This is a genomic window from Virgibacillus halodenitrificans (assembly GCF_001878675.1).
GTDB classification, from domain to species: Bacteria; Bacillota; Bacilli; order Bacillales; family Amphibacillaceae; genus Virgibacillus_Q; species Virgibacillus_Q halodenitrificans.
On record NZ_CP017962.1, the window covers coordinates 2291095 to 2317036 of the forward strand.

Annotated in this window: 26 protein-coding genes and 1 pseudogene; 4 read left to right on the forward strand and 23 right to left on the reverse strand. The window is 36.3% G+C overall.

Going from position 1 to position 25942, the window contains the following annotated elements; genetic code table 11:
• Positions 1-69: 69 nt before the first annotated feature.
• The 3 genes from BME96_RS11945 to BME96_RS11955 all read right to left on the reverse strand — a co-directional run bounded on the left by BME96_RS11945 (position 70) and on the right by BME96_RS11955 (position 3222).
• Complete coding sequence (locus tag BME96_RS11945; protein ID WP_071649145.1) at positions 70-1260, reverse strand: cation:proton antiporter; 1191 nt, start codon at positions 1258-1260, stop codon at positions 70-72.
• 25 nt (positions 1261-1285) lie between these two features.
• Positions 1286-2695, reverse strand: a complete 1410-nt coding sequence (locus BME96_RS11950) for a sodium/glutamate symporter (protein WP_071649146.1) — start codon at positions 2693-2695, stop codon at positions 1286-1288.
• A gap of 323 nt (positions 2696-3018) precedes the next feature.
• Entirely contained in the window at positions 3019-3222 is a 204-nt protein-coding gene (locus tag BME96_RS11955) for a hypothetical protein (RefSeq protein WP_071649147.1), read from the reverse strand.
• 146 nt (positions 3223-3368) lie between these two features.
• On the opposite strand from BME96_RS11955, the gene BME96_RS11960 reads away from it, so the two are divergent.
• A complete protein-coding gene (locus BME96_RS11960) occupies positions 3369-3914 on the forward strand; it encodes a hypothetical protein (RefSeq protein WP_071649148.1) in 546 nt (181 codons plus the stop codon).
• Positions 3915-4126: 212 nt separating this feature from the next.
• Here the strand turns inward: BME96_RS11960 and BME96_RS11965 are convergent, their stop codons facing one another.
• The 9 genes from BME96_RS11965 to BME96_RS12010 form a co-directional block, all read right to left on the reverse strand.
• Positions 4127-4372, reverse strand: a complete 246-nt coding sequence (locus BME96_RS11965; protein ID WP_071649149.1) for a hypothetical protein — start codon at positions 4370-4372, stop codon at positions 4127-4129.
• 96 nt (positions 4373-4468) lie between these two features.
• On the reverse strand, positions 4469-4765 hold the full coding sequence (locus BME96_RS11970; RefSeq protein ID WP_071649150.1) for a hypothetical protein: 297 nt from the start codon (positions 4763-4765) through the stop codon (positions 4469-4471).
• Positions 4766-4889: 124 nt separating this feature from the next.
• Positions 4890-5396 (reverse strand): hypothetical protein, encoded by a 507-nt coding sequence (locus BME96_RS11975; protein ID WP_071649151.1) that lies wholly within the window; start codon positions 5394-5396, stop codon positions 4890-4892.
• Positions 5397-5832: 436 nt separating this feature from the next.
• Entirely contained in the window at positions 5833-7632 is a 1800-nt protein-coding gene (locus tag BME96_RS11980) for a M3 family oligoendopeptidase (protein ID WP_071649152.1), read from the reverse strand.
• A gap of 405 nt (positions 7633-8037) precedes the next feature.
• On the reverse strand, positions 8038-8208 hold the full coding sequence (locus BME96_RS20175) for a YrvL family regulatory protein (RefSeq protein WP_083547551.1): 171 nt from the start codon (positions 8206-8208) through the stop codon (positions 8038-8040).
• Between the two features lie 256 nt (positions 8209-8464).
• A complete protein-coding gene (locus tag BME96_RS11995; protein WP_071649154.1) occupies positions 8465-9517 on the reverse strand; it encodes a serine hydrolase domain-containing protein in 1053 nt (350 codons plus the stop codon).
• A 52-nt stretch (positions 9518-9569) separates the two neighbouring features.
• A complete protein-coding gene (locus tag BME96_RS12000) occupies positions 9570-10208 on the reverse strand; it encodes a hypothetical protein (RefSeq protein WP_071649155.1) in 639 nt (212 codons plus the stop codon).
• A 5-nt stretch (positions 10209-10213) separates the two neighbouring features.
• Positions 10214-10618 (reverse strand): permease prefix domain 1-containing protein, encoded by a 405-nt coding sequence (locus BME96_RS12005; protein ID WP_071649156.1) that lies wholly within the window; start codon positions 10616-10618, stop codon positions 10214-10216.
• On the reverse strand, positions 10615-10944 hold the full coding sequence (locus tag BME96_RS12010; protein WP_019376667.1) for a PadR family transcriptional regulator: 330 nt from the start codon (positions 10942-10944) through the stop codon (positions 10615-10617). The genes BME96_RS12005 and BME96_RS12010 overlap by 4 nt, the downstream gene beginning before the upstream one ends.
• Positions 10945-11451: 507 nt before the next feature.
• Here BME96_RS12010 and BME96_RS12015 point away from each other — a divergent pair.
• Positions 11452-12369 carry a class I SAM-dependent methyltransferase gene (locus BME96_RS12015; RefSeq protein ID WP_060680701.1) on the forward strand — a complete coding sequence of 306 codons (918 nt, stop codon included), beginning with the start codon at positions 11452-11454 and terminating at the stop codon, positions 12367-12369.
• A 151-nt stretch (positions 12370-12520) separates the two neighbouring features.
• On the opposite strand, the gene tet(L) is transcribed toward BME96_RS12015, so the two are convergent.
• The 4 genes from tet(L) to BME96_RS12030 form a co-directional block, all read right to left on the reverse strand.
• On the reverse strand, positions 12521-13903 hold the full coding sequence (tet(L), locus tag BME96_RS12020) for a tetracycline efflux MFS transporter Tet(L) (protein ID WP_031944040.1): 1383 nt from the start codon (positions 13901-13903) through the stop codon (positions 12521-12523).
• A 33-nt stretch (positions 13904-13936) separates the two neighbouring features.
• On the reverse strand, positions 13937-13999 hold the full coding sequence (locus tag BME96_RS20180; protein ID WP_013762478.1) for a tetracycline resistance efflux system leader peptide: 63 nt from the start codon (positions 13997-13999) through the stop codon (positions 13937-13939).
• A gap of 388 nt (positions 14000-14387) precedes the next feature.
• Positions 14388-15746: a D-alanyl-D-alanine carboxypeptidase/D-alanyl-D-alanine endopeptidase gene (dacB, locus tag BME96_RS12025; protein ID WP_071649157.1), complete on the reverse strand. Its 1359-nt coding sequence runs from the start codon at positions 15744-15746 to the stop codon at positions 14388-14390.
• A gap of 41 nt (positions 15747-15787) precedes the next feature.
• A complete protein-coding gene (locus tag BME96_RS12030) occupies positions 15788-16723 on the reverse strand; it encodes a DUF4349 domain-containing protein (RefSeq protein WP_071649158.1) in 936 nt (311 codons plus the stop codon).
• Positions 16724-16931: 208 nt separating this feature from the next.
• On the opposite strand from BME96_RS12030, the gene BME96_RS12035 reads away from it, so the two are divergent.
• Entirely contained in the window at positions 16932-18182 is a 1251-nt protein-coding gene (locus BME96_RS12035) for a DNA polymerase IV (RefSeq protein WP_060681522.1), read from the forward strand.
• Between the two features lie 79 nt (positions 18183-18261).
• The gene (locus tag BME96_RS12040) at positions 18262-18915 is read left to right on the forward strand and encodes a peptidylprolyl isomerase (protein WP_060681520.1); all 654 of its coding nucleotides are present in this window, start codon (positions 18262-18264) and stop codon (positions 18913-18915) included.
• A gap of 76 nt (positions 18916-18991) precedes the next feature.
• Here BME96_RS12040 and BME96_RS12045 read toward each other — a convergent pair.
• The 7 genes and pseudogenes from BME96_RS12045 to BME96_RS12075 all read right to left on the reverse strand — a co-directional run bounded on the left by BME96_RS12045 (position 18992) and on the right by BME96_RS12075 (position 25928).
• A pseudogene (locus BME96_RS12045) lies at positions 18992-19673 on the reverse strand (SDR family NAD(P)-dependent oxidoreductase).
• 235 nt (positions 19674-19908) lie between these two features.
• Positions 19909-20295: an ectoine synthase gene (locus tag BME96_RS12050; protein ID WP_019379252.1), complete on the reverse strand. Its 387-nt coding sequence runs from the start codon at positions 20293-20295 to the stop codon at positions 19909-19911.
• Between the two features lie 36 nt (positions 20296-20331).
• The gene (gene ectB, locus BME96_RS12055; RefSeq protein ID WP_019379253.1) at positions 20332-21609 is read right to left on the reverse strand and encodes a diaminobutyrate--2-oxoglutarate transaminase; all 1278 of its coding nucleotides are present in this window, start codon (positions 21607-21609) and stop codon (positions 20332-20334) included.
• Positions 21610-21627: 18 nt separating this feature from the next.
• Positions 21628-22140 carry a diaminobutyrate acetyltransferase gene (gene ectA, locus BME96_RS12060; RefSeq protein ID WP_019379254.1) on the reverse strand — a complete coding sequence of 171 codons (513 nt, stop codon included), beginning with the start codon at positions 22138-22140 and terminating at the stop codon, positions 21628-21630.
• A 417-nt stretch (positions 22141-22557) separates the two neighbouring features.
• Positions 22558-24228: a CocE/NonD family hydrolase gene (locus BME96_RS12065; protein WP_071649159.1), complete on the reverse strand. Its 1671-nt coding sequence runs from the start codon at positions 24226-24228 to the stop codon at positions 22558-22560.
• A 106-nt stretch (positions 24229-24334) separates the two neighbouring features.
• Positions 24335-24997 carry an ABC transporter permease gene (locus tag BME96_RS12070; protein WP_019379256.1) on the reverse strand — a complete coding sequence of 221 codons (663 nt, stop codon included), beginning with the start codon at positions 24995-24997 and terminating at the stop codon, positions 24335-24337.
• Position 24998: 1 nt separating this feature from the next.
• Positions 24999-25928 carry an osmoprotectant ABC transporter substrate-binding protein gene (locus BME96_RS12075; RefSeq protein ID WP_019379257.1) on the reverse strand — a complete coding sequence of 310 codons (930 nt, stop codon included), beginning with the start codon at positions 25926-25928 and terminating at the stop codon, positions 24999-25001.
• Between the last annotated feature and the right edge of the window lie 14 nt (positions 25929-25942).

A 25942-nucleotide genomic window follows, 5' to 3' on the forward strand; every position in this document is an offset into this window, starting at 1 on the left:
GGGATTTAACTTTCCTATCAAAAATAACATCTGCATCTCGTACTATATTACGGATGCAGATGTTACTTATCAATGCTCTTTAGATAATCTTCTGGTTAATGGGTAAACACCTATACTTTGAATAATTAAAGAAAGAACAATTACTGAAAAAGTCAATGAAACAAGTAAATGATCATTGGAAGCTTCTGCTTCTAACCCAAGAAGTAAAGCAACAGACATCGTCCCTTTGATACCAGCCCATGTAATCATTCCAGAGTCACCCAAAGTAAAACGTTGACGCCATCGAGGTATCACCATTGTAGACGTTGCCAATACAATAAATCGGCTGACCAGAGATAATATAAAGATAATCACGACCAATGCCCATGACACATCGAATAAATAATTAGCTGATTGAATACCGATTAACAGGAAAATTATCGATAAGATCGTTGGTTCTACAATGGTCCAAAATCCATCTAATGAATCACGAAATTGTTCTTCCTGCCGATGTTTTCCAAATTCATAGGATAATAGTAATCCGGATGTAACTGTTGCTAATACTCCTGAAACTCCCAGTAGCTCTCCAAGATAAAAACTGCCATATGCAATGATTATACTGAGCATTACCTGGTATTGCCGGTGATTGGTATAGTGTATTGCCTTACTAAGCAACCAGCCAAAAATTATTCCAATAAATACCCCACCTAGTGACACAAAAAGAAACTCCGTAATAAATGATGTGACCGAAAAGCTCTGGTCATGCAGATACATTTCCAATAACACTGTAAATACTACAATACTTGTTCCATCATTTAATAAAGATTCTCCTTCTACTACGTCAGCAACTTTTTCATCACTAGTAGAATTTTTTAAAATCGAAACAACAGAGACAGGATCTGTTGGTGATAAAATTCCCGCTATTAACAAGGAACCTATTAAAGATAGATTTATAAACAGATTTCCTACCATATAAATAGATAGTCCAAGTATTGCTACTGTAAACATTAAACCAACAGTTCCCATCCCCCCAATCAGCCATTTATTCTTTTTTAATGCCTGAACAGAAAAGGAATAGGACGATATGAATAACAATGCTGGTAAAAATACATTAAATATTATTTCTTTTGTAATCATAATCCCTTGAAAAATTGGAACGAAGGAAAGGATGATCCCCAATACTACGAGAACTACTGGGACCGGGAAGTAATTCTGTTTTTTATCGATCGAAAAAACGATATATCCAGCAAGTAACAATAATAAAATTTGATGTGTAATCATCCGCCTTCACTCCTTACGTTTTTACTTATTTTTTCCCAAAATATAATAATCCGGTTAGAGCTCCTGCTATACACATGACTGCTGCAAATATTAAAAATGGTATAGCTCCAAGTTGATAAATGATGGGGACAGATAATGCGGTGACTAACCCTCCACCTAAAAAAGGCTCGTACACCAGTTGTTTATAACCAAACCCTTGGAATGCTGGAGACTCATTATTCGGATCCACTACACGCATCAATAGAAGACCAGTAGCTGTGACTCCCATCGACTGACCAAAATCACCAATCCCTCTTTCAAACCAATACGTTGGGATTATTCTAGGAGCCAGTACAAGAAAACCAAATACATTCCAAAGAATACCTGCCCCAGCTAATAATAGAAACGGAATGATATACTCTCCGATTACGTCCAATGAAACGGTTCCAATTGCAGTTAGTATTAATATATCAAGCGAGAATCCTTGGATGCGGTTAATCATTCTACGATCGAGAATCTCGGAATTATCTACTTTATTAAAGACAACTTGAATGAGAATTCCGCCAATCATTGCCAGAGGAAATAGAGGAATATATGTCATGAATGCAGAGTCTGTCCACATCCCCCATGTGACACTTTCTATCCATATTAACAGCTTTAAGATTAGCCAACCAAGAAAAACTGCCATTCCCACAACCGCGAAATGGAGTGAAAGTGGCTCAATGGATTCAGGTCTTACGGTCATTTTTGCTGCGGGTTCTCTATTCTGGAATTCCATGATCCCTTGTTTTCTTAGCGTCGAAAAACCTTTCACATCTTTAATAACCTGGGTTTTCTCCTTTCTGACTGCCCAATTAATCAAAATGATTCCCATAATTATTCCTGAGAGGATTCCAACAGTCGCAAGGCCAATGGAAAGGTCATAGGCTTCAGAAAAACCCATTTCTTTAAATGTGCCAGCCATTCCTGCTGCTGTACCGTGACCACCTTCAAATGCTACTTCAATAAGAGCACCGGCCATTGGGGGCAATCCAAAAAATGGTGTTAATACCAATATAGTTAATAATATACCTATTACATATTGCCCCCATCCCATTGCCCATCCAAAGGCAAGTTGGGGACCACCATATTCCCAAATTTTTGCCAGTGTAGGGATGGTGGCACCTAAAAATAAAGTAGCAAAGACTACATTAATCATTATTCCTGGTAAGGCGCTCCATACTTCCATCACTTCCTTTGTCATAATCCCATTTGTTAAAAAGGAATTATCACTTACCACAAATCCAGCAAGCTTCCCAAGTACTTGTGGACCTAGAATTAAAGCTATAAATCCACCTATAATGGAGGATGGCAAGAATAAGTTTTGTAACCATTTAACTTTTATTCGGATCCATTTTCCAATTAGTAGAAAGGCTGCCAAATACAAAAAGGTAAAACCTATTTGGTCTGGTGTCATTTCCCCAACTCCTTCGTGAATAGAATTACTTGTAATTTCGTTCCCGGTAATGTATCTCCCTAAACTAATTCGGTCATGTACGGCTACTTCACTGGAGAATAGATTATCACCCATAAAATGAAAAAACGTTATTAAAAAAAACGGGATTACTTGTGAGGTACAAAACGATAATTCACACGATTTGCATAACTGTAATATAAGTTTAAAAATATTAAAAGGGCTTAGAGAAACAGATTCTCTAAGCCCTCTTTATTCTATTAAAACGGTCTTTAGCGGCATAATCCCTATTTAAGAATAGAGCACGATTGTGGCAGTAATTTATGTTACTTTTTTATATTCTTTATTTCTTGCTCCAATATTTCTATTCGTCGTTCAAGGTCTTTAGTTGAATCTTTTGATTGCGTTCTGTTGTCTAACCATTTCTTCCCTAATTTCACACCAACTATGATTGCTATAACAATGACTACTAACAAAAATGCATTTAATACTAAAATTATTATCGGCATAAAATCAGTAAAATCTGTCATCTTATTACACCTCCATCTTAGGTAACTTTATTTAAGAAAGGCGCCCTTTTATATAATAGCCCTTCTCCATACATTTTCACTCTAGAGAATAGTAAGGCGTTAATTGGTAAAAAATAACCCAAAAATCCTTATGGGAGGTTTATACTTTGAAAAGAATAATAATTTTATGCATTTTTGTTATTTTGGTAAGTCACAGTGTAGTCTACGCCAAATTTAAAGACAACAAGCCACCGCCCTATGAAGAATTATACACAGAATGGGGGTATACAACCATAGATGATGCAATAACGCAATTTGAAAACTCTTATAATAAAGACCTAAAGTTGCCGCTAAGGGTTCCTCCAATAGCTTTTACTCATCACTTTGGTAAATTTACTGATTCGGAAGGTAATACCAATTCCTTTAGTGCACAATTTGTAAATGATAAACATCCAGAAAAACATTACAAAATAGATGTAAAAGCTGCTGAAGACGGCATGGAGTTTAATGAAAGACAAGTAATTGATACTTACAAGTTAAAAAATGGAACAATCGCCAGTTATATATCACTTTCTCAACATCAAATAGGTTTTTATGCCTTAGTATTTACAAAAAATGACTGGCAATATATTCTAAGTATTGATGAAAGAGTTGCTGATACTGTTACTCCTGAAGTTTTAGTTAAAATAGCCAATTCATTTGAAGATGAATAGTAAATCATATTTGCTGTAAAGTTAAGGAGCTTCTGAGTTCCTTTTTTACTTTGCACAATGGCCCCTCTCCGTAAACAAAGCTTTTATTTCAAACAAAAGGAAAGCACCCAATTCAAAAAAACATTTTCTTTTTAAAACAATTCGTTCCTACAATGGCAAACGGGGCACTATCCTTTATTCCAGATGTGCGCCCGTTAACGGAAGAAAATAGCTCAAACTTTAAGTTTACGTAGTATTGCACCAATCCCAAACAAAACTAATACCCTAAAACCGGGAATAGCTACATCACTAAAAAAACTATTCCATTTGAACACTTGATTTATGTTTAGATGAGGATTAGCATTCATAGAAGCGATATACCTATATGCAATATCACCAATCGCATAAATTAAATATATAAAAGCAAAAATTGTAAAGATGTTCGCTAGATTTATTAATCGCTTGTTTTTATTATCCATTATCTTTCTCTCTCCCTTTATATGGCCCGATGAATGAGTATCCTTATCATGCAATTGCGCCCGTTTAATGAATAACCATTATTTATTTAGCGATTTCTATTCCTTAATATTTTTTGCGGCAAAAACACTGGAGATTAGCACAAGAGTTGCAGGTAAAATATACAGATATGAAATTGAAATGAACCCTAATATGGCGGAACTTATTAAAATGATTGCAGCTAACTTGTTATTTCTGTTCACTTGAAATGCACCTATAATGCCAATGATACCGCTTAATACACCTAAAAAGCCAATGTTCCCAAAGGTATAAGAGTCGTCAATAATAGCAAATAATTGTGCTGTTAAAGAAATAATTATACCTAATAGACCACCGAGCATAGCAATTGTTTTCATAAAAAACTCCTTTACTATAACTTTTAGATTCCTATAACTAAAGCCTTGATCTAAAGGGTGCATATACACGCTCTTGTTAATGAATTGCGCCCTTTTCTGGTATAAAAATTGTCTACCATACTTATTACTTTTTGATGTATTCTAAATCTGAAGGTGCTGGTTCTTCTTCGGTATAGGCTACCCAATATTTTATTTTCCTCGTATAATCTTCCGTTTTCTCATCATAATACGTCACTGCCTTGGCTGGTTCTCCAAGCACGTTTACCTGCTCTACATCTGGGTCTTCTGATTCTATAACATACATATACCGCGAGCCCTTATCCTGTAAAATCGTAGCCGAATTATCACCCACAATCCATTTCAAAGTGCCATTATTATAATTCATTATAGCTAAATCCAATCCCCCGTTATGATTCAAGGAAACACTATAAATAAAATCATCAATTATATCAAGGTCAACTATCTTATCGTATTTGAACTTGTTTGCGTTCATTAAATTCTCTATTTGTTCTTGAAGGGATACACTTTTTTCGTCACTTTTCTCCTTGTCAGCTTCTTCATCTTGACCATTAGTACAGCCAACTAAAAGTACAAACAAACATAGACTTAGGAATAATAAAATTCTTTTCAATTAAAACTCCCCCTTTTGTATAAATACGATTATAAAAAGAAAAGGTTTCGAAATATTCAACCATGCGTAATTCGTAATAAGCTATTATTAATAGCGCTTTGTTAACATTTAAGATACATTACTTTATTAAACAAAATGGCCCGATTCAGGCACAGTGCTTCTTCCACAACTGCGCCCGTTAACGGAAGAAAGTAATACACCAGTTGTTTTAAACAGACCCTTTTAAGCAGGCTGGGGGGCATTGGAACCCAGAAAATTAGCCACATGGACATCATCCAGGAGATTTCCCAGTTTACACTTTTTTCATTACAGGGTATGCCAAGGGGACCATGGTGTGGCTGGGACAGGGGGACAGGGCATGTGTCCCAGACTCAATGAACGTTAGTCGAAATTAAGTAGCGGGACACATTGATGCCCTGTCCCCATTGTCCCAACATCAATCCATTTTCTCTGTAAGCTGCAGATACGTTTCAATTGCATCTTTCACTGGTTGTAAAGAAGCTTGCCAAAAGTCTTTCTTCGTAATATTCTGATCAAGGAAATTATCAGCCAATTGCTCTACGGTCATTTTTCCTGAATTGCGTAATAGCTCGTCATACTGCTTTGGAAACCCACTGCCTTTTTCCTTTGCCAAAGCATATATTCCATTACTGAATAAATATCCAATTGTGTACGGGATATTATAAAATGCTAGGTCAGTACTAAAGAATTGATGAATATTGATCCATAAAAATTTGTTGGTGTCATCCACAATATCTCCATAAAGATTCCTTAGCATTTCATCCAAAATATCGGATATTTCAGATGATGTTAAAGGACCATGTTTTCTTTTCTCATACAATCTTTTTTCAAATTCAAACATAGTTGGAACCGACGCCTGATATTTTAATCCATTTGTAATTTTCATTTCAAGTAAGGTTAGTTTATCTTTAACATTTGTTGCATGTTCGATTGCGGCATCTAGTACTAAGTTTTCAGCAAATGTCGATGCTGTTTCCGCAACACTGGTGCTTGTTTGCTGTGAAAAGGCTAGTTCGTCATGCAAAATAGAATTGTGATATGCATGGCCTAGTTCATGGGCGATGGTCACAACATCTTGGTAGCTTCCTGTATACGTAAGGAATATACGACTTTCTTTGGCTAAAGGCATTGAAGCACAGAATCCACCATGCATTTTTCCCGGCCGATTTTCAGCCTCAATCCAGCCTTCGTTGAATGCCCTTTCCGCAAAATTACCAAGCTTTTCGCTAAAGTGGTAAAATTGGGAAGTGATAATTTCGGCTGCCTCGTTGTATGAAATCTTTTTGTCGGATGTATAGCTTGGAACATCTGCATCATACCAACCTAATTTCTCTAAGTTCATTACTCGGGCTTTTCGCTTTAAATAGGTCTGTATGATATCTTTGTCTTCCTGAATAGTAGATAACATTGTTGCTACGGTTTGCTCGCTAATTCTATTCTGATCAAGTGATTCCTTCAAAATGTTGTCCCAGCCGCGTCTTTTATAAACATCTAACCGGAACCCTTGGATGTTATTTAAGACTGTTGCGAATGAATCTGCATTTTCGTTTAGCACATTTACAATGGAATATGCTGCTTTTTGCCGTATAGCCCGATTATTAGACATTAGTGGACCAAATATTTGCCCAATAGAAAATGACTCAACTTTACCATCCATTTCAACTGGGAAGCGTAAAGTCCCCATCAATTGTTCATAATAATTTTCCCAAGCGACAAAGCCACTTTTTGATAGTTGGTTGATTAACTTTTCCATCTCTAGGGGTAATTTGTCCTTGACACGCTGTTTGTGTTCTTCTAAATAAAATTGATAGGATTTTACTTCCTCATGTTGAACTAACTCTCTCCAAGTTTGTTCTGGAATATTGGCCAATAATTCATCTATATCAATCATTAGGGAATCGAAGTCAGATTTTATGTTTGCACTTTCAGCCTCTAACTTGGCAATATCCGGATCGTCCACATTGACGGCATAGAGACAAATAACATATTCATCCAATTCAAATGAGCCGTTTAAAACCTTCTGAACCTCTTGAAAAAGCTCAATTAAATCCTGTGTTTTTCCAGTTTTAATTGATACTTCAATTGGTTTAATTTTCTCGTTCAGGCTGCGTAAATCATATTTTAGTTGGGTAATTAAATTATTCAATTTTGCTGAGTCTTTACCGCCAGCATAAAGTACATCAAGATCCCAATTCTCACTAATCACTTTTTCCATTGTCCATTCCCCCAATTTACTGTTATTACTGAAAAGTATAAATTAATTGTAACACTTATGCATCCAGTTTGGGGATTATCCATGGTGTTAACGTAACCTTTCTTCGGCAATCTGGCCCTTTTCCACAGGATTAGGCGCCAAGTCTTTTTCCTGACTTGCGCCCTTTAACGGAACAAACTTGTCAAACAAAATATTAAACTGTTGCCTCTTTGTGTTTGTTTTTTCATTTCCAAATATCGACTCAAGAAAAGTTAATATCATTGAAATAACCATTGCTCAAAGTGAAAGATTAATGCCACTCATAAATGCACCACTATAAAAATAACACCCCAGTTTGTCACAAAACCAAAAAGAAATCGGATAACAAATGCTGTTAACTTACCTCGTATTTTTTCAACAGATAAATCAGCCATAGCACCCTAAAACTAAATCAACTGGTAATCCCAGGATAAAGATACTTATTACAAAAATAATTAATGACCAGATTGATTGATACTGAACACCAAGGATTTCAAAAATCCCCGCTACACCAGGAAATAAATCCCTATTAAAATTCCCATTATAAATACAGCGAATAGTGTCGTTCCGACCGGAACCCCACTTATTTAATTTAGAATTATTCCATTAAACTGCCAAATACCTATAAAAGAAGCATTACCGTTGTTGGGGTGATGCACCAATTACTTCAATAATAGATATTATAAATACTGGAGAAAACTATACAAATTAATATTTGCTCAATTCATTTATAAAAACACAGTGCCTTAAAAAAGCATCAATCTATTCATAAAGTAAGAACTACAATTAGTTTATTTCTCTTCTAAAATCATCATTATTCTAGTACTTTAAAACTATCATACAATTCGGCAGCAATTGAAGTTGCTCCAGCTGGCATTTGATTAATCATGACAGTCATATAAATATCGTCATCTGGGTAGTGAAGCATGACTGTTTCATAGCCCGAAATACCACCAGGATGTCCGATTGCTGTTTTTTGTTGATCTTTAAATTGATAAAGGCCCAACCCATAACTTTGCCCATTATCGCCTGTCTCTTTAAATGTCATCATCTCTTCTAATGATTCTTCAGAGATGATTTTATTGTTAAAGAGTCCAATCATAAATCTATTTAAATCAGCAGGTGTAGAAACAAGGGCACCTGCTGTCCATGCAAGGGAAATATTTAAATCTTTATATTCATAGACAATTTGATCCGATGGCTGGAAATCTTGTGTAAATTTGGAATGTCCGTTGGCATAAGAAGTATTAATATAAAATGTCTTAGGAAAATATGTCTGTTTCATCAATAAAGGTTCTAAAATTCTTTTATTTATAATTTCTGATATTGTTGCACCTGTTATTTTTTCAATAATTAGCCCTAATAATATGTAATTTGTGTTGCTGTAATAAAAACCTTCACCAGGTGCAAAGCGACCAGCAGCCAGCAATGCTTCTTTAACTAAAAAATCGGGTGAAAATTGTATTTCCGGTGCCGTATCAAATTTGGATATCATTGGTTGACCCTCATTTTCAACCCAAAGGTAATCCTCCAATCCGCTCGTATGATTAAGTAAATGTTTTATAGTTAGTGTAGATTCTTGTTGCAGCACACCATCCAGAATGGCATTAATCGTTTGATTTATTGATAGTTTTCCCTCTTCTTTTAATTGCATGATAATAACTGCAATCAAGGTTTTCGTGATGCTTCCAGCTCGAAACTGGTCATCAACCTGTAACGGTTCACCTGTTTCCACACTTCGGACTCCGTACACATTTTTCCACTCAGCACGGTTTGCATCTGTCAAACATACTGATATTCCCGGAATATTGTATTTTTCACAAATATTTTTTAACCCTAAATCAATGTCTCTTATTTTTTTCTGCACCAAAATCCCTCCCTACCTAAATATGTTTAATTTGTCTTTTGAATCCCTTAATTCATAATTCAAGTTTTCTTTTATAAACGAAATAATACATACTCAATGGCCACCAAAGCACAACAAAAATTGGATAAACTGCCCAAATTACATGCGGTGAAGAAATAACATTTACACTAATAAAAAATATACTAATTAATAAACTTGCGTATATTGAGAATCTAAAATATGACTTTCTCTTTACATGATATAATGTAAGCGGCCACCATAACACAGCAAACGCCGGAAACATCACCCATGGATATCCAGGTGATAAAAACACATTTAAAATCAAATAATATAAGATAATAATCGCACTACCTATAACTGCGACTGTCATTTTTTTTGATTGATTACCTAGATACACCAAAGTTGGCCACGCTATTAATGGAGCCACTGAAAATAAAAACCACGGATATTCAGGTGTACTCCTATAGTTCTCCACGATAAGAAACAATATAAGCAATAGGCTGGTTAATATGGAAAATAAAGTGTAATTCTTTTTTTGCCGACAGTATATGCCAATTGGGCCAAGTAATAATGCTAATGCAGGATAAATAAACCAAATATGGTGAGAACCTGTTATAAAGTTTACTACTATTAAAAATATAATAGTCAGTATACTACCTGTTACTACAAAACCAAGCTCTAATTTTCTCAAGTAACTCACCCCTTTTTCGCTTTCTTCCAGCTGAAATACATAGTTAAAGGCCACCATAAAACAGCAAATGTGGGATACACGAACCATATAACATTAGGTGTATAATAGAGATTAATAAATATAAACAATGAAATGATTAGAAAACTCCCCCAAATAGAATAACCTAAATTTAGTTTTCTTAAGTTGTTTTTAGCTGGTAGTTTTACATCAAGCTCTTTTTTTAAATCTTCAATATCACCAAACTCAACGATAGCTTTATTTATGGCGTCATCCTCTGCTTTGCCTTGCTCCATTAAATCCAAAACTTTTTCTTCAAGATTTTGCATGACTTCTTGCATGATTGTAGCCTTTTTCCCACTGTCTGGAATTTCTTTAAATAACTCATCAACATGTTTTCTTAAATGATTCAATTTAATCCCTCCATAAATAAATCAATAATTTCCTTCGTGACCTTCCATTCTTCTGCAGTTTCTTTTAAATATGCTTTTCCAAGCGTTGTTATTCTGTAATACTTTCTTTTTCCCCCTTTTGAAACACTACCATAGTAAGATTCAATTAGATCCTTCTTCTCAAGTCTCTGAAACACGGCATACAGTGTTGCTTCCTTTATTTGAAATTTATTATCAGTACGCAAACTAATCTCTTTTGATATTTCATACCCGTATCTATCCTTTTCCAAGACCAAGCAAAGAATAATCGAATCCAAATGACCACGAATTATATCACTTCTTATCAAATAAACACTTCCTTGTACGTAAACTACTCTACCTAACAGAGTAATAATAACCAAAATTACTCTATCTGTCAAAGTAATTATCGATTTTAATAGAAATTTTAGGATTGGAATTTATAAAAAAATAACCCCTCAGAGTAATTCTGAAGGGAATTAACTTTATATACTCATTAATGTTATTTATCGTAATCTTTATTATAAATAGAAATTATTTATGGAATGTTAACGGTAAACATTAACATCATAAAAGCAGCATTTATAATAACTAGTACTATAAAGAAAACTTACTCTGCAATCTGGCCCAACTCAGGCACAGTGCTTCCTCAATAACTGCGCCCTATTGTTGTATTGTATTTTTTGATTTTTTCATGCGATACCATTTAAATACGAGTCAATATTATTGACAAAATAATTTAATTATGCTATAATTTACATTTATTATACTTTCGTATATAATAAGATTCTCCTGGCCAGGGGAATCTTATTTTTGTTATATGGGGGAATCAATGTATGGAGAAAAATGAATCCAGTTTAACTTCCTTAATATCAGCTTTTGGTCGAGCATACCATAGTAAGTATGACACACCAAAGATTTTTGATGATTATATTGCAAAAGATTTAATTACCCAAAAGGAATTTGAAGATATTCGTAAAAACATGATTCAAGGAATTCAATTTTTTAATCATGAAATTGCTATAAAATTTCAAGATCAACCTGATGAAATATTAAAATGGATTACACAAGTTCAACTCTCTCCAACTCCATTAGCACGTGCTGCCTATTGTGAAAAAGTATTATTCCATGAGATAGTACTAGGAGCTAAACAATATGTCATTCTAGGAGCTGGATTGGATACATTTTGTTTTCGGAACCCAGAATTAGACCCTAAGTTGGAAATATTTGAAGTTGATTATCCGTCTACACAAGATTTTAAAAGGAATAGGCTAGCCAAATCTAATTATCAAATTCCGGATAATTTTCACTTTGTTTCAATGGACTTCACCAAAGATATTATCCTACAAAACCTTATTGATGAGGGTTTTCAACCAAACAAAAAAACCTTTTATAGTCTCTTAGGTGTTTCCTATTACTTAACAAAAGAAGAAATTTCAAATTTAATTAAAGAATTATTTGCAGAGATTCCATTGGGAAGTTCCATCGTTTTTGATTATGCAGATGATAAACTATTTGAAGAAAAAGGATTATCTAACCGAGTTCAGAATATGGTGCAAATGGCATCCGCTAGTGGCGAACCAATGAAGTCATGTTTTACTTATGACGAAATAGAAAAATTGTTAGAAGATGCAGGATTACTTATTTACGAACATTTATCACCCTATGTTATAAATAATAAATTCTTTAGCGATCGATCGGATTATTTAAAAGCCTTTGAAACGATTCATTACATCCATGCTGTAAAAAAATAATTATTTGTTTAATAAAGCTTACCCCTTAATCCTCTATTTGATTGAGGGATAGGCTTATTATTAGTTATTACACAATCTGGCACAGTGCTTCTTCCACAACTGCGCCCGATTGCTTAAGAAAGCGAGAAGTCATTTAATTTATCTCTGGTATTCAACTTTTAAATTGAATTTGTCTTCGTTTATATACATTCAAGGTGATCAGCCAACTAGTGACAACGACTCCTGTAAAAAGGAATAGCATATTACTATACAAGTAAGTGGATTGATCAAGGTCCATAGGTAGCAACTTCTGATTCAGCAAGCGTACAGATAATAAACCACCAACAATTGCAATACCTGTTCCCTCTGATAAAAAGCTGGTAAAATTAAGCAAACTCATTCCGGCACCAGCTTCCTTTTGTTTCAAACTACTTGAAACAATTGTAGATATAACTGTTTTGGTGAATGACAGCCCACCAAAAACAAAAACTAATATAATTGTCAGTAACCATGGTGTTACTTCTAAAAAAAAGGCAGCAATTAAAAAGCTAACGGAAAGAAATGTAACTCCAATGGTTAACACGTACAATGGACCTTTTCTATCAACAAGTAATCCACCAATGTAACCGAAGATAATAACGCTCATTGTTCCAGGGAAAATAATCACACTGCCAATTGCAGCAGTGCTTAGTTGATGTACATCTTTCATCATGTAAGGAACCATAGAGATAAACCCTGCTACTGTACCAAATATAAGTCCTCCACAAAGGACACCAATTATAAAAGAAATATTTTTCCCCAGTGCAGGTTCAACAAAAGGTTCTGTTACTTTCCTAATATGTTTTACAAATATCAGGAATGACAGAATACTGATGATCAGAAAAGAAATGTTATAAGATGTTGTAAACAACATAAAAAATACAATGCCTACAGACATTAGTATAATTCCTTTGATATCAAAATGACCTTTTATCCTTACTTCTTTCTTTAATAATTTCATAAGAAACGGAACAGTGATAATTGTTATCATAGGAATGAGTAGAAGATAGGACCAATGAATATAATGGGCTATCATTCCACCAATCGCTGGACCGACTCCTTCTCCCATGGCTACTATCGATCCAATAAGACCAAATGCTTTACCCCTATTTTCCTTTGGAATATAGCGCGCAACTACAACCATTACGAGTGCTGGAAATGCAGCTGCACCAGCCCCTTGAATAAAACGAGCCATAATAAGTAAGGAAAAGAAAGAATGGCCAACAAACCCAATTACCGACCCGAAACAATTTATTATAATTCCAAATAGGAGTAACCTTTTGATGCCTAATTGATCAGATAGCTTTCCATATACAGCTGTTCCAATGGAAAAGGTTAACATAAAGGCTGTGTTCACCCAGTTTGTACTCGCAGGTGGTTTATTAAAATCATTTGCAATATCAGGTAATGAGACGTTCAAAACCATTTCATTTAATACGCTAAAAAAAGATAGAACGCAAAGCCAAATTAAAATTTGGTTGTGTCGTAAATTTGATTGTGAATAAGACGTATTCACATTTCGCCCTCCAATAATGAGGGTAGACGCAGTTTATAGGGCTAATGATACGTTTCCCTCTTTTAATTGAACCCTGTTACATTCATTGCACTTCATAATTAATGCCTCCTAATCTTGATTGAAACATTTTACCACATACAGACTAAGTTTTAAATTCAGTTTTCATCACTTATTCCGTTAAATGGCCCGATTGCTGAACAAATCCTACTCTTGACTTCTCTTTAATCCTGCTCATTAATTTCAGACATTAATTATTAATTTTTTATGTTCCTAATATTATTTTAGCATAAATTTCCAATGTTTTAGTAAGCACTCTAAATTCTCCAATAAAAATCTCATGGTATTTTGTTGTTATATACCGTGCGATTTTTATTAATATATACTCGTTTGCTCCACTATGTAATCTCGTCACTTAACAATTACAGCTTTTCATCCAAATTTTATATTCATGAGCTCTCCTTAATCACCACGCAAGTGCACCACGTTAATCTTTCAAAATAATCTCAAGCAATCTATCCTCTATTTCTTTACCGATTTCTTCATCAAGCATATTGTTAAGCATTACAGAGAATATGTATTGCCTTCCACTATTAGCTTCTGCATAACCGGATAACGTACTTACACCATAAATAGTTCCTGTCTTAGCTTGAACCTTTCGACCTTTCAGCCGATCTCTTAATGTTCCGCCAACCATGCGATCCTCCTTTCCGGCAACCGGAAGAGAATCTAGGTAGGTTGGGAACCAGTTCTCCTTTTGAATGTGATATAAAAGTTTGGTGATTTCATTGGGAGGTATTAAACTTACATGAGAAATTCCTGATCCATCGCGGAGCAATAGGTTGTCAACATTCATATTATAATCAGTAAGTCTCTCTTCCAACACCTTAAGACCTGCTGTCCAGCTTCCTTCTCCGTAAACTTTTTTTCCCATTTCCTTTATCAAAACTTCCCCAATTCCATTATTGCTTAATTTCATAAAAGGGACTAACAATTCGGATAAAGGTATGGAAGTGTGTGTACCCAATGTTTGGGTGTTAACGGGACTTTCTGCTACCTTTACGGTTCCGTTCCACTTTACCCCTTTTTTTAACAAAGCATGTTGCCAAACAGCAAGGGCATATTCCGTTGGTCCCCATACAGCAATCCACTCTTTCTTATTTGGTGAATCAAGTGGAATATTTCCATTAATAGTTATGGTGTTCGTGCCATGCACTCGTCTGATTTCTATTTCTTCTTCGCTGTGTACTTCTTCTGTCCTTGCATTGTTTTCCATTCTTACGTAATCTGTAGGAGGTGATAATGTTACCCTTGGTTTATCTCCAATTGAATTACCTGCAGCTACTTCTATAATAATTGTTCCCGCATCATAATCTTCATCTGGCGATAAAGTCAACGCCGAGATCTGGCCTCCATAATAAGCATATTCATCCTCCCACATCATGTCTGGTGATAACCGAATTGAATCATACCATCTATCATCTGCAACCAAATCACCTGTTATTTCTTTAACGCCTTGCAAACGGAGTTCTTCGGCAAGCAGATCCAAGTCTTCTGGGACTAACGTTGGGTCTCCTTTTCCTACCAAATAAAGATTTCCCGCTAATTTAGAATCAATTATTTCCCCATTTGTCTTTACTTCCGTAGTAAATGTATACGTCTCACCTAATTCGGATAGGGACACAGCGGCAGTTAATAATTTCATATTGGATGCGGGATGCATTCTCGTTTCACCTTGTCGTTCGTAGATCACCTCGCCGCTCTGTCTGTTACGAACACTAATTCCAATAAGTGTTCCCAATAAAGCTGGTTCATTTTCTATAAATTTTTCAAGTTTTGCTTTCATTGTATTCCTCTATTCTCTTATTATATTAAGCATACAGATGATTAACTATTATCTTTATTAGATTTGCTAAACTTTCGAATGACAATTAATACAATTACCGCTATGCTAACTGTAACTAGTATGATCGGCAAGTTACCGACAAAAAAGATGATGAAGCCCGAAACAGCTGTGAGAAGCCAATTTAAGCTTTTTAATAATTGCTGTTTTGTTTTATCCCATGTGTTGAGGTCTTCTCCTGAAATTGTTAAATTATTTTCAGTCATATGAATTGTAATTGTCGCTAATTCTGATTTATTTTCTAAGTATTTCATGCGCCCTTTAATTTGGTCAATTTCTTCCTGGACACTTGCTAAATCCTTGGAAATTGCCAATAAGTCTTCTGTTTTTTCAGCTTTTTTCATATATGACAGCAATCGCTCTTCAACCACTTGTTTGGAGCGCAGTCTCGATTCCAAATCAACGTATTCCTCTGTAACATCCTGACCGGATATAGAGCTTGACAACACGTTTTTACTTCCATCTTCAACGAGCTGAATAAATTCCCGAAACTTTTCTTGTGGAACTCTGACTGTAATAAAACCACTTGTCCCTTTATTTTCTTCTTCTTCAAACATAGTTGATTCAACTATATATCCTTGGTAGACCTCTACTTTTTTTTGTATGTTTTTAAGGGCTTTTTCGTAACTGTTTACTTCAATTTCTAAATTTGCAGTATAAATAATTTTACGTGTGGATGGGTTTTGTTCATTTGGAGTTTGTTGCTCTGTTTTATTTTCACTATTTTCTATGCTAGCATCTTCCGTAGATTCCGTTGTCGCTTCTCCTTCCTTCGATTCTTCCGTTATCTTCCTGTCTGCTTCCTCAGTCATGTAGCTGTCAGCCTGTTTATTCCCATTTTCACTTTCATTGCTACAGCCGGATAGAATAACTAAAATAATAGCAACAAAAAGACAAAGTGTTAATCGCTTATCTAACATCTTGCTAATCCCTCCATTCAACTTTGTAAAAAATAATAGTTATCTTAAGTATAAACGATTTAGTTTTAAAATTGTTTTATTTCAAAAAATTAATTATTTATGTGTTTCTATTTTTCACTTTACTATTCTGGTTTAAATTCCCATTGATAAAATAGGATGGATTATCTATAATAAGAACAAACGTTCCTATTTGGTGGTGACTATCGTAATGGATTATTCTTCTTACCCTCGCAATGATGTACTATGTATAGATATGCGTTCCTTTTATGCAAGTGTTGAGGCGGTGAAGCTTGGATTAGATCCCATGAAGACGTTGCTTGCGGTAGTTGGTGATCCGAACAGATCAGGCAGTATTGTTCTGGCTGCTTCACCAGAGTTAAAAAGAATACATGGTATTAGTAATGTGAGTCGATTTTTTGAGTTACCCGATGACCCTGAAATTCATATTGTACCAGCACATATGGCAGATTATTTAAACGTATCCATGGAAATCACCAAACTGATCAACCAATACGTACCAAAACAAGCAATCCACCAATATTCCGTAGATGAAGTTTGGGTAACAGTAAACGGGCTTGATAGATTATTTGGAGATCGTTGGGAGGTAGCAAGACAAATAAAAAAAGACATCTTGGATTGCTTTGGAATTACTGCTTCGATTGGTATCGGGGATAATAAGTTTCTTGCAAAAACAGTGATGGATCTGCATGCCAAGAAAGTAGGTATCGCTGAATGCACCTATGAACAAGTAAAGGAAAAACTTTGGCCCTCCCCCATAGAGGACATATGGGGAATCGGTAGCAGAATGAAGCGAAATCTCAATCGAATGGGAATTGTTACATTGGGACAGCTTGCCCGTTTTGACTTGGAACATTTAAAAAAGCGCTTTGGGGTGATGGGTGAGCAGCTATATTGGCATGCATGGGGCATTGATTTAAGCCCCGTATTTGGGGATTTTATAAAAACGGAACAAAAAGGATTTGGGCATGGTATCTCTCTTTTAAGAGATTATTCTAAAGAAGAAGTAACGGTCTGTATCCTCGACCTTTGCGAAGAGGTTTGCCGCCGTGCCCGCGAAGCTGGGAAAACAGGAAGAACTGTTCAATTGGGCATATCTTATGGTAAGGAAACAGGTGGTGGCTTCTCTCGCTCCAAGTCCATCTACACCCCTACGGATGTAACTATGGATGTGTATCAAATCTGTCTTCAGCTCTTCCAAGAATTTTATGATGGAAATAGCAATATTAGACATGTGTATGTTACATTGAGTAACCTTTTTAATAAAGGGGAGATACAGCTTAATCTATTTGAAAATCGTGCACAGAAAAATGATATCGGTTATGTTATGGATGCCATTCGCCGAGATTATGGCGCGACAGCTATTCTTCGTGCCAGCAGCTATACTGAAGCTGGAATTACTTTGGAGCGCAGCAAGAAAATCGGTGGACATCGAGCATAATAACTATATACTTCTCCTTTCTATTCTCCAGTGTCGTTGCTACATGCTATAATAGAAAAATGAACAGGAGGATGAAAAGTTGAGATTATTTACAAAGCTATTTATAGTAGTTATTTTATTCACTATTATTTTGAGTGGATGTGGAACACAGGAAGATTCCAGCAAAGAAAACGAACAAAAAGCAGACCAGAAAACGGACTACCCTCATGATGTGAAAGAAAACCCTATTGTTACCATTACAATGGAAAATGATGAAACTATAAAAGCGGAGCTATATCCTGAAAAAGCCCCCACAACCGTGGCTAATTTTATCTCTTTGATTCAGGACGGTTTCTACGATGGTCTCATTTTTCATAGAGTAATACCTGAATTTATGATTCAAGGTGGTGACCCGGAAGGAATTGGAACAGGAGGGCCAGGCTATTCCATCGATGGGGAGTTTAATTCCAATGGATTCGATAACAACCTAAAGCATGAGCGTGGAACTCTCTCCATGGCGAGATCACAAGATCCGGATTCCGCAGGCTCACAGTTTTTCATTATGGTTAATGAGTCACCTCATTTGGATGGCGACTATGCTGCGTTCGGAAAAGTTAATGAAGGCATGGAGACGGTCGACAAAATTGTTAATACGGAAAGAAATGAAGCGGACAAACCATTAAACGAGCAAAAAATGAAAAAGGTAGAGGTAGATACGAAAGGATATAATTATCCTCAACCCAAAAAGAACTAATAACGCTTCAAAAAGAAAACTGCCAAAACGCATGGAAAATCTCATTAGCGTTTTGGCAGAAAATTTTAGTATTAACTTATACTTCAGGTTTTACTATTTCACCGTGTTGTTGTACTGAATCTGCACCTGCCAGATCAACAAGTACATCTACAATCTCTGCAGGTTCATATTCCCCATTAGGATTCCCCTCGGAAACAACATTTAATGGGTCAAATAGGTTAACTTGAATTCCATTATCTTTTTCTTCTTCAGCGACTGTTTTCATTAGCGCTTCAACAGCTGCTTTACTTGCAGAATAGGCACCCATGCCCTTCATAAAGAAATTAACCATTCCAGAAGTGACAGAAATTATTTTTCCATGCTCACTTTTCCGTAATAGTGGTAAGAATGCGCGTGTCGTAAGAAATTGAGTAGTTAAGTTTAAATCAAACATTTGCTGCCATTGTTGCAGGGACATTTTTTCAATAGGCTCCATGGCATTTACGCCACCGGCATTATTCACTAGAATATCTAATTCACCAGCGGTGTTTTTTTGTAATTCATCAACTAAAGTGTTCACTTCAGATTCTTTCGTCAAATCTGCTGGTATAATGAAGCAGCCTTCCCCCAATCTCCTTCGCAACTTCACGCAGTTTTTCTTCCCTTCTACCGTTAAGAATGACTGTAGCACCTGCCTTAGCAAATGAAATTGCGATCGCACGTCCAAGACCTGTACCCGCTCCAGTAACCAAAGCTACTTTCCCAGTTAACCTCCCCATCTTATCCACTCCTCCAAATTGTATGTACTGCTTTAATTCCCATACGAATAAATAAAAATCATGGTTGTAATCAACTTAAGCTTACCATATTTTACAAGTAATACAAATTATTAGACATTTTATAGCCTTACACATAAACAATGTTCTCTGTTTAAGAGACCAGTACAATATTAATCCATGCTCTGAAACCTTAAGAAGGCACCCAATAAACGAGTTTGGGTGCCTTCTTTATACTTTATTCTGTCAGTAAAGGATAATATCCTTCTTCATTATGTGTTTCCGTTCCCACAAGCGGTGGATTAAATACACATACCATGCGCATTTGAGTTCTTGCACGCAATCTATGTTTATCATTTTGATCAAGGATGTACATCGTACCAGGTTTAATCTGAAAAACCTCACCTGTCTCAACCTTTTCAATTTCACCTTCACCTTCAATACAATAAACAGCTTCGATGTGGTTTTTATACCAGAAGTAATTGTCTGTACCTGCTTTAATAAGTGTGTCATTCATACTAAATCCACAATTATCTTTTTTCAATAAAAATCTGCGACTTGTCCAGTTCTCCCCAGATGTCTCATCCTTTGTACCAATAATATCTTCAAGTGATTTTACTATCATATTTCTTTCCCCTTTCCCCTATTGCAGTAGTTTAGTTTATTTGTTTGTAACATATTTTATACTATCTTCTAATATTTCTAATCCTTTTTCCAGACCTTCTTGATCAATCACAAGGGGTGGAAGGAATTTTACAACTTCATCGGCCGGTCCAGAAGTCTCTACAATCAGCCCACGTTTAAAAGCTTCTGCACAGATTGCTTCTGCAAGTCCATCTACATGAACAGCAATCCCTTGCATAAGACCTCTGCCACGAGCTTCCCCTTTTAGTACCGGGTATTTTTCAATTAGTTTATTTACAGCTGTTTTCAGTAAATCTCCTTTCGCCTGGATATCTTTACTGAAGTCATCTGTTTTCCAGTTAGATAATGCCTCAGTGGCTGCAATAAATGCCAGATTATTTCCACGGAAGGTACCATTATGTTCGCCTGGTCCCCATTGGTCATATTCTGGTTTGATTAACGTAATGGCCATAGGCAAACCAAAACCGCCAATGGACTTAGATAAACAAACCACATCTGGATTAATTCCTGCAGGTTCAAAACTAAAAAATGTACCTGTACGCCCATTCCCTGCTTGAACATCATCAATTATTAGGAGAATATCCCAGCGTTTACAAATTGCATCAACTTTTTTAAGCCATTCCATTCTTGCTGCATTAATGCCACCTTCTCCTTGAACGGTTTCAAGAATAATGGCTGCTGGTAAGGCGACTCCGCTTCCGCTATCTTCTAGGAATCTTTCCAAATAAGCAATGGAATCTTGGTCTTCTACGTAATCATCAAAAGGCATTGAAACAGTATGGTGTAAAGGAACCCCTGCCCCATGACGCTTAAATGAGTTACCTGTAACAGACAAAGATCCAATTGTCATCCCATGAAAAGCGTTAGTAAAGCTGATTACGGTATCGCGTCCAGTAACTTTACGAGCGATCTTCAACGCGCTTTCTACTGTATTAGTGCCGGTAGGTCCAGGGAACATTATTTTGTAATCAAGGTTTCGAGGTTTAAGAATTATCTCTTTAAATTGTTCAAGAAATTCTTTTCTAGGAGTAGTGCCCATATCAAGGCTGTGGATAATTCCATCATTTTTAATATAGTTAATTATTTTTTCCTGCATAGCATCGTCATTGTGGCCATAATTAAGTGTGCCAGCTCCAGCAAAGAAATCAATATATTCTCTACCATCTGTATCCCAAAGTTTGTAGCCCTTTGCTTTGTCAAAAACTGTTGGCCACCCTCTGCTATAGCTACGTACAGCTGATTCTATCTCTTCAAATGTTTTCATTTTCGATTCATTTAAAACTGCGGTTGTCATTCAATCATCCTTATCCATTTATTTTTTTTGAAAAGGCCCAATCTTAAATAATAGTTCATCTTCATGACCTTCTTGGGGAAAGTCATCTGCTGAAAAATAATCGTCAATTTCACAATTTGTGTCAAGCTTTTTCGCAAGACCCTTAAATAATTGCTGGGATGGTGTGTTAGATGGTGATACTGTAGCTTCTATATAAGCAACATGTTCACATGCTTCTCTTTGAAGCAATTGAAACAACATTTTTGTCCCCAGTCCTTTTCCACGCTCCGATTCATTTACAGCTACCTGCCAAATAAATAACGTTTTTGGATGATCCGGATGAATAAACCCGGAAATGAATCCCACCGTTCCCTCTTCCCTATCAGCTACAATTGATGTCTCTGAAAAAATTTCACACCACATCAAATAGCTATAAGATGAATTAAGGTCAAGAACACCAGTATCTTTGATTAACTCCCAGACGGCTGCGCCATCATCTTTTGTTGGCTTGCGAAAATGAAAGTCTGTTTTTATATCAGTTGATATTGTCATTTCAGTTATTCCACTATTAATGCTCCCACCTCCTATATTTTGTGAAAATAATGTACTATATAAGCGTACGTGTAAGCATCCTATTCGTCAAAACGGATTAAATACGATATATCGCCATTAAGATTGATTTGGTACGATAAGACAATAATGGTTAACAATGCCTTTAATTAGCTACCAAATAATAAGAAATAGCCGGAATTTTATGTAATTCGACAAAAACTTTAAAAAACGCAAATGCCTTGAAGGAAGGGATAAAGTCGCCCAAACCTTGGACAACACTTGTCTGTCAGCATTGGTCAAGACTCGTGCATCAAACTTATAAAAGCTACATACTTCCATTCTTATCCTTAAAAAAACAAGAGAGCCTACCCTTCCCAGAAGTTCTGACAATCTGGTTATAGATACGCTCTCCATTTTTTATTTTTCGATAGGAAGAATGATACGCGAAGGAAAATTAACTCCGTGGTATACATTCTCTATCGCAGGCTTACCGACTTTGGAAGTCTTTGATGTGCGCCCATTATTTAAATTAATATCATATAATGGTGCATTGCTTGCAGCAATGTCAACTCGAAGGCTATGTCCCTTCTTTAATAAATAGGCTGTATGGCCAATTTCTAATTCTAAGCATAACGGCTGATCAACTGCTTTTACTTTTTCTCGATAAAAAGTATCAATAATGTTAAATACTTTTCCATTTGGTTCTACGTCTGAAAGTCTTATAGAAATATCGCATAACGTTGAAGGACTAGATACCCAGAGAGATGCTTTCACTGTTCCAAGAATATGAATATCCTCCCGTAAGACTGAGCTCGTGTAAACAAGTACGTCTTCTCTATCTTGGATATCTCCGATTTCAAAAACACCGGAACCATTGCCGGCAATTAACACACCACCGCCTCTGGTGGGTACAGGATTATCGGGGTCCAGCAGAAGTTCAGATTTAGTATCCTTCAGCATAGGTTGCTCTACAAGCTCTCCATCCCCTCTTCTCGTTTGTGAAGACCCATTACTTGAAAGAAAAAGCTCATTGGTAGCAGTAACTGGCGGCCATTGACCAAAGGCTGCCCATTTTTCTTGTCCCATTAAATACAGGTGTACAGGCTTATCTACTGCCATAGGTTTATCTTTTAACCAGTGATCAAACCATTTTATATGAAGCTCTGTAGGATCTGTTACCTCGTCACAGCCTATTTGTTCAGCTCCACCTTCAAAGTATCGCTCACCGGCATGACCACTCATGTCCTCATGGGTCCATGGTCCAACCCAAAATTGAGCAGGGCCTTTATATGCCTGATAAGCTGCTATGGTAGGCTCTAATAATGCATCAAACCAGCCTCCAATGAATAGAGCTGGAATTTGTATGGAATGCAATTTATCCAAAAGCTGGGTTCGTTCAATTAATTCTGAACTTACTTTATTATGCATTACATCAAAGAAAAAAGAATTCGGATCCAAATCTTTCATCGGTGGCCATTCATCAGCAGGACGGTAATGTAACCATTCCTGCATAGTAGCTTGGTATTTTTGTACTTTCGTTGAATCAAGCTGTTCACGCTTTTTTAACTGATCTTCGATAATAGAGCCTAACGTCCATGTCTGAAATTTAGCTACACCTTTTGCTGCACTATCGCCATTTAAAATATCTGCCCACGGTTCCGCCATTGTCATTACAGGAGCAATCGCTTTAAGAGATGGTGGATTTTCTACAGCAGCTGCTAATTGTGTATAGCCATGATAGGACATACCAAACAAACCTACTTTTCCATTAGCATATGGTAAATTTGCAGCCCACTCTACGGCTTCGTATCCATCTTTACCTTCATGAATAAACGGATAAAATTCTCCGTCCGAAGCAAATCTCCCTCTTACATCCTGCAGAATCACAACATATCCTGCCTCTACCATACGTGGTACTTCAAGGTATTCATCATAATACCGCTTTTCTTCTTTATTGTATGGTAATCGCAACATAAGAGTAGGATATTTATTATTATCCTTCGGCCGGAATACATCTGACCTAAGCACAGTACCGTCGGAAAGCTCAAATGGTATGTTTTTCTCTACAATAATTTTTTCTATTTTCATTTTCCCTTCCCCCTTTGAATTTATATCAATGTACCCTTTAAGAAGAAAACTAATTAAATATTAAAATTTAGCACTAAGCTTTCACCTAGTGCTAAATTCAATTTGTTTATGCTGTTTTTGGCTTCGACGTTTTAACAGGATGTAATTTGCGTTCAATCCATCCCATTGCAAGGTCCGCAATTATCGCCATGAGAGCTGTTGGGATAGCACCTGCAAGAATAATCGCTGTACCGTCCGTAGCGTTCATTCCTCGTAAGATAATAGCACCTAGGCCACCAGCTCCAACGAAAGCACCGACTGCAGCAATTCCAATACCTACAACTAGCGCTGTCCGAAGCCCTGCCATGATAACACTTATAGCTAGAGGTAATTCCACCATCCTTAGCAACTGAAAGCGAGTCATTCCTGATGCGTAACCTGCTTCTACAACTGTTTTATCCACTTCTTTCATACCGACATAGGTGTTCTGCGTAATCGGTAAAATAGAATACAGCATTAACGTAATAATTACCGTATTCGTACCCAGTCCAAAAGCAATCATAATCACAGCTAATGCTCCCAATGCAGGAATGGTTTGAATTATACTTCCAAATGCCAAAACCCAGCTGCTTAATTTCCCATATCTGGCAATAAGAATACCTAAAGGGATTGAAATAACTGCAGCAAATAATACACCATAGGCCGCCATCAAAAAGTGTCGATAGAATTGAAACCAGATATAATCACCGTTTTGGCCAACATAGGTTATAAATTGATTCCATGTTTCCATGTTAGTTTCCTCCCTTCCCAGCAGATTCAAAGTAATTATTCGCTTCTAAAAAATCTTTTGCTACTTGATGTGGATTCATTAATTCTACATCTGCTTTATAGTTCAATTCCTGCATTTTTTCAGTAGAGATTTTACCTGAGAGCTTCTCCGTAATCGTCTTGATTTCTGGGTATTCTTCCAGTAGTTCATTGCTGATGACTGGAGAAGCATCGTATGGAGGGAAGAATTTCTTATCATCTTCTAATACCTTCAAGTCAAACTCTTTTATTCTTCCATCAGATGAGTATGCAAGCACTACGTCCATATGACCACTAGATGCTGCTTGATATACAAGTCCTACGTTCATAGGGAAAACTTCTCCAAAATCGAAGTATGTTTGTTTAAAGCCTTCGTACCCATCTCCCTTACGATTAATCCAGGCATTATCAACACCAAACCGTAAATCGTCGGCAAATGGCTTCAAATCAGAAACGGTATTAATATTATTTTTTTCAGCAAATTCTCTTCTAACCGCAACGGAATAGCTGTTTTCAAACCCGTATGAGTCTGCCCATGTTTCATTAAAACGTTTTTGAAATTCACGTTGTACAATCTCCATAGCTTTTTCAGGGTCTGTAATCGGATCCATTCCTAGCGCACCGGATAAGTCAGTACCTGTATAACGAGTAGAGGTAATATCCAAATCCCCTCTTGTCATCCCTTGGTGCTGTACAATAGAAGACCCAAGATTAGTTACTGGATCCGTATCTAAATCTGTTTCTCTTTCAATCATGATGGAAAGAATCTCCCCAATAATTTCTGATTCTGATGTCCCTAACATTCCAATCTTAACTGTATCTGTTGTAGTACTGGCAAGCCCTGGAAGAGAACAACCGGACACCATGATCAAAACCAGTACCGGAATTACCAGTTTTCCTATTTTTTTCCGCATCGTATCAACTCCCA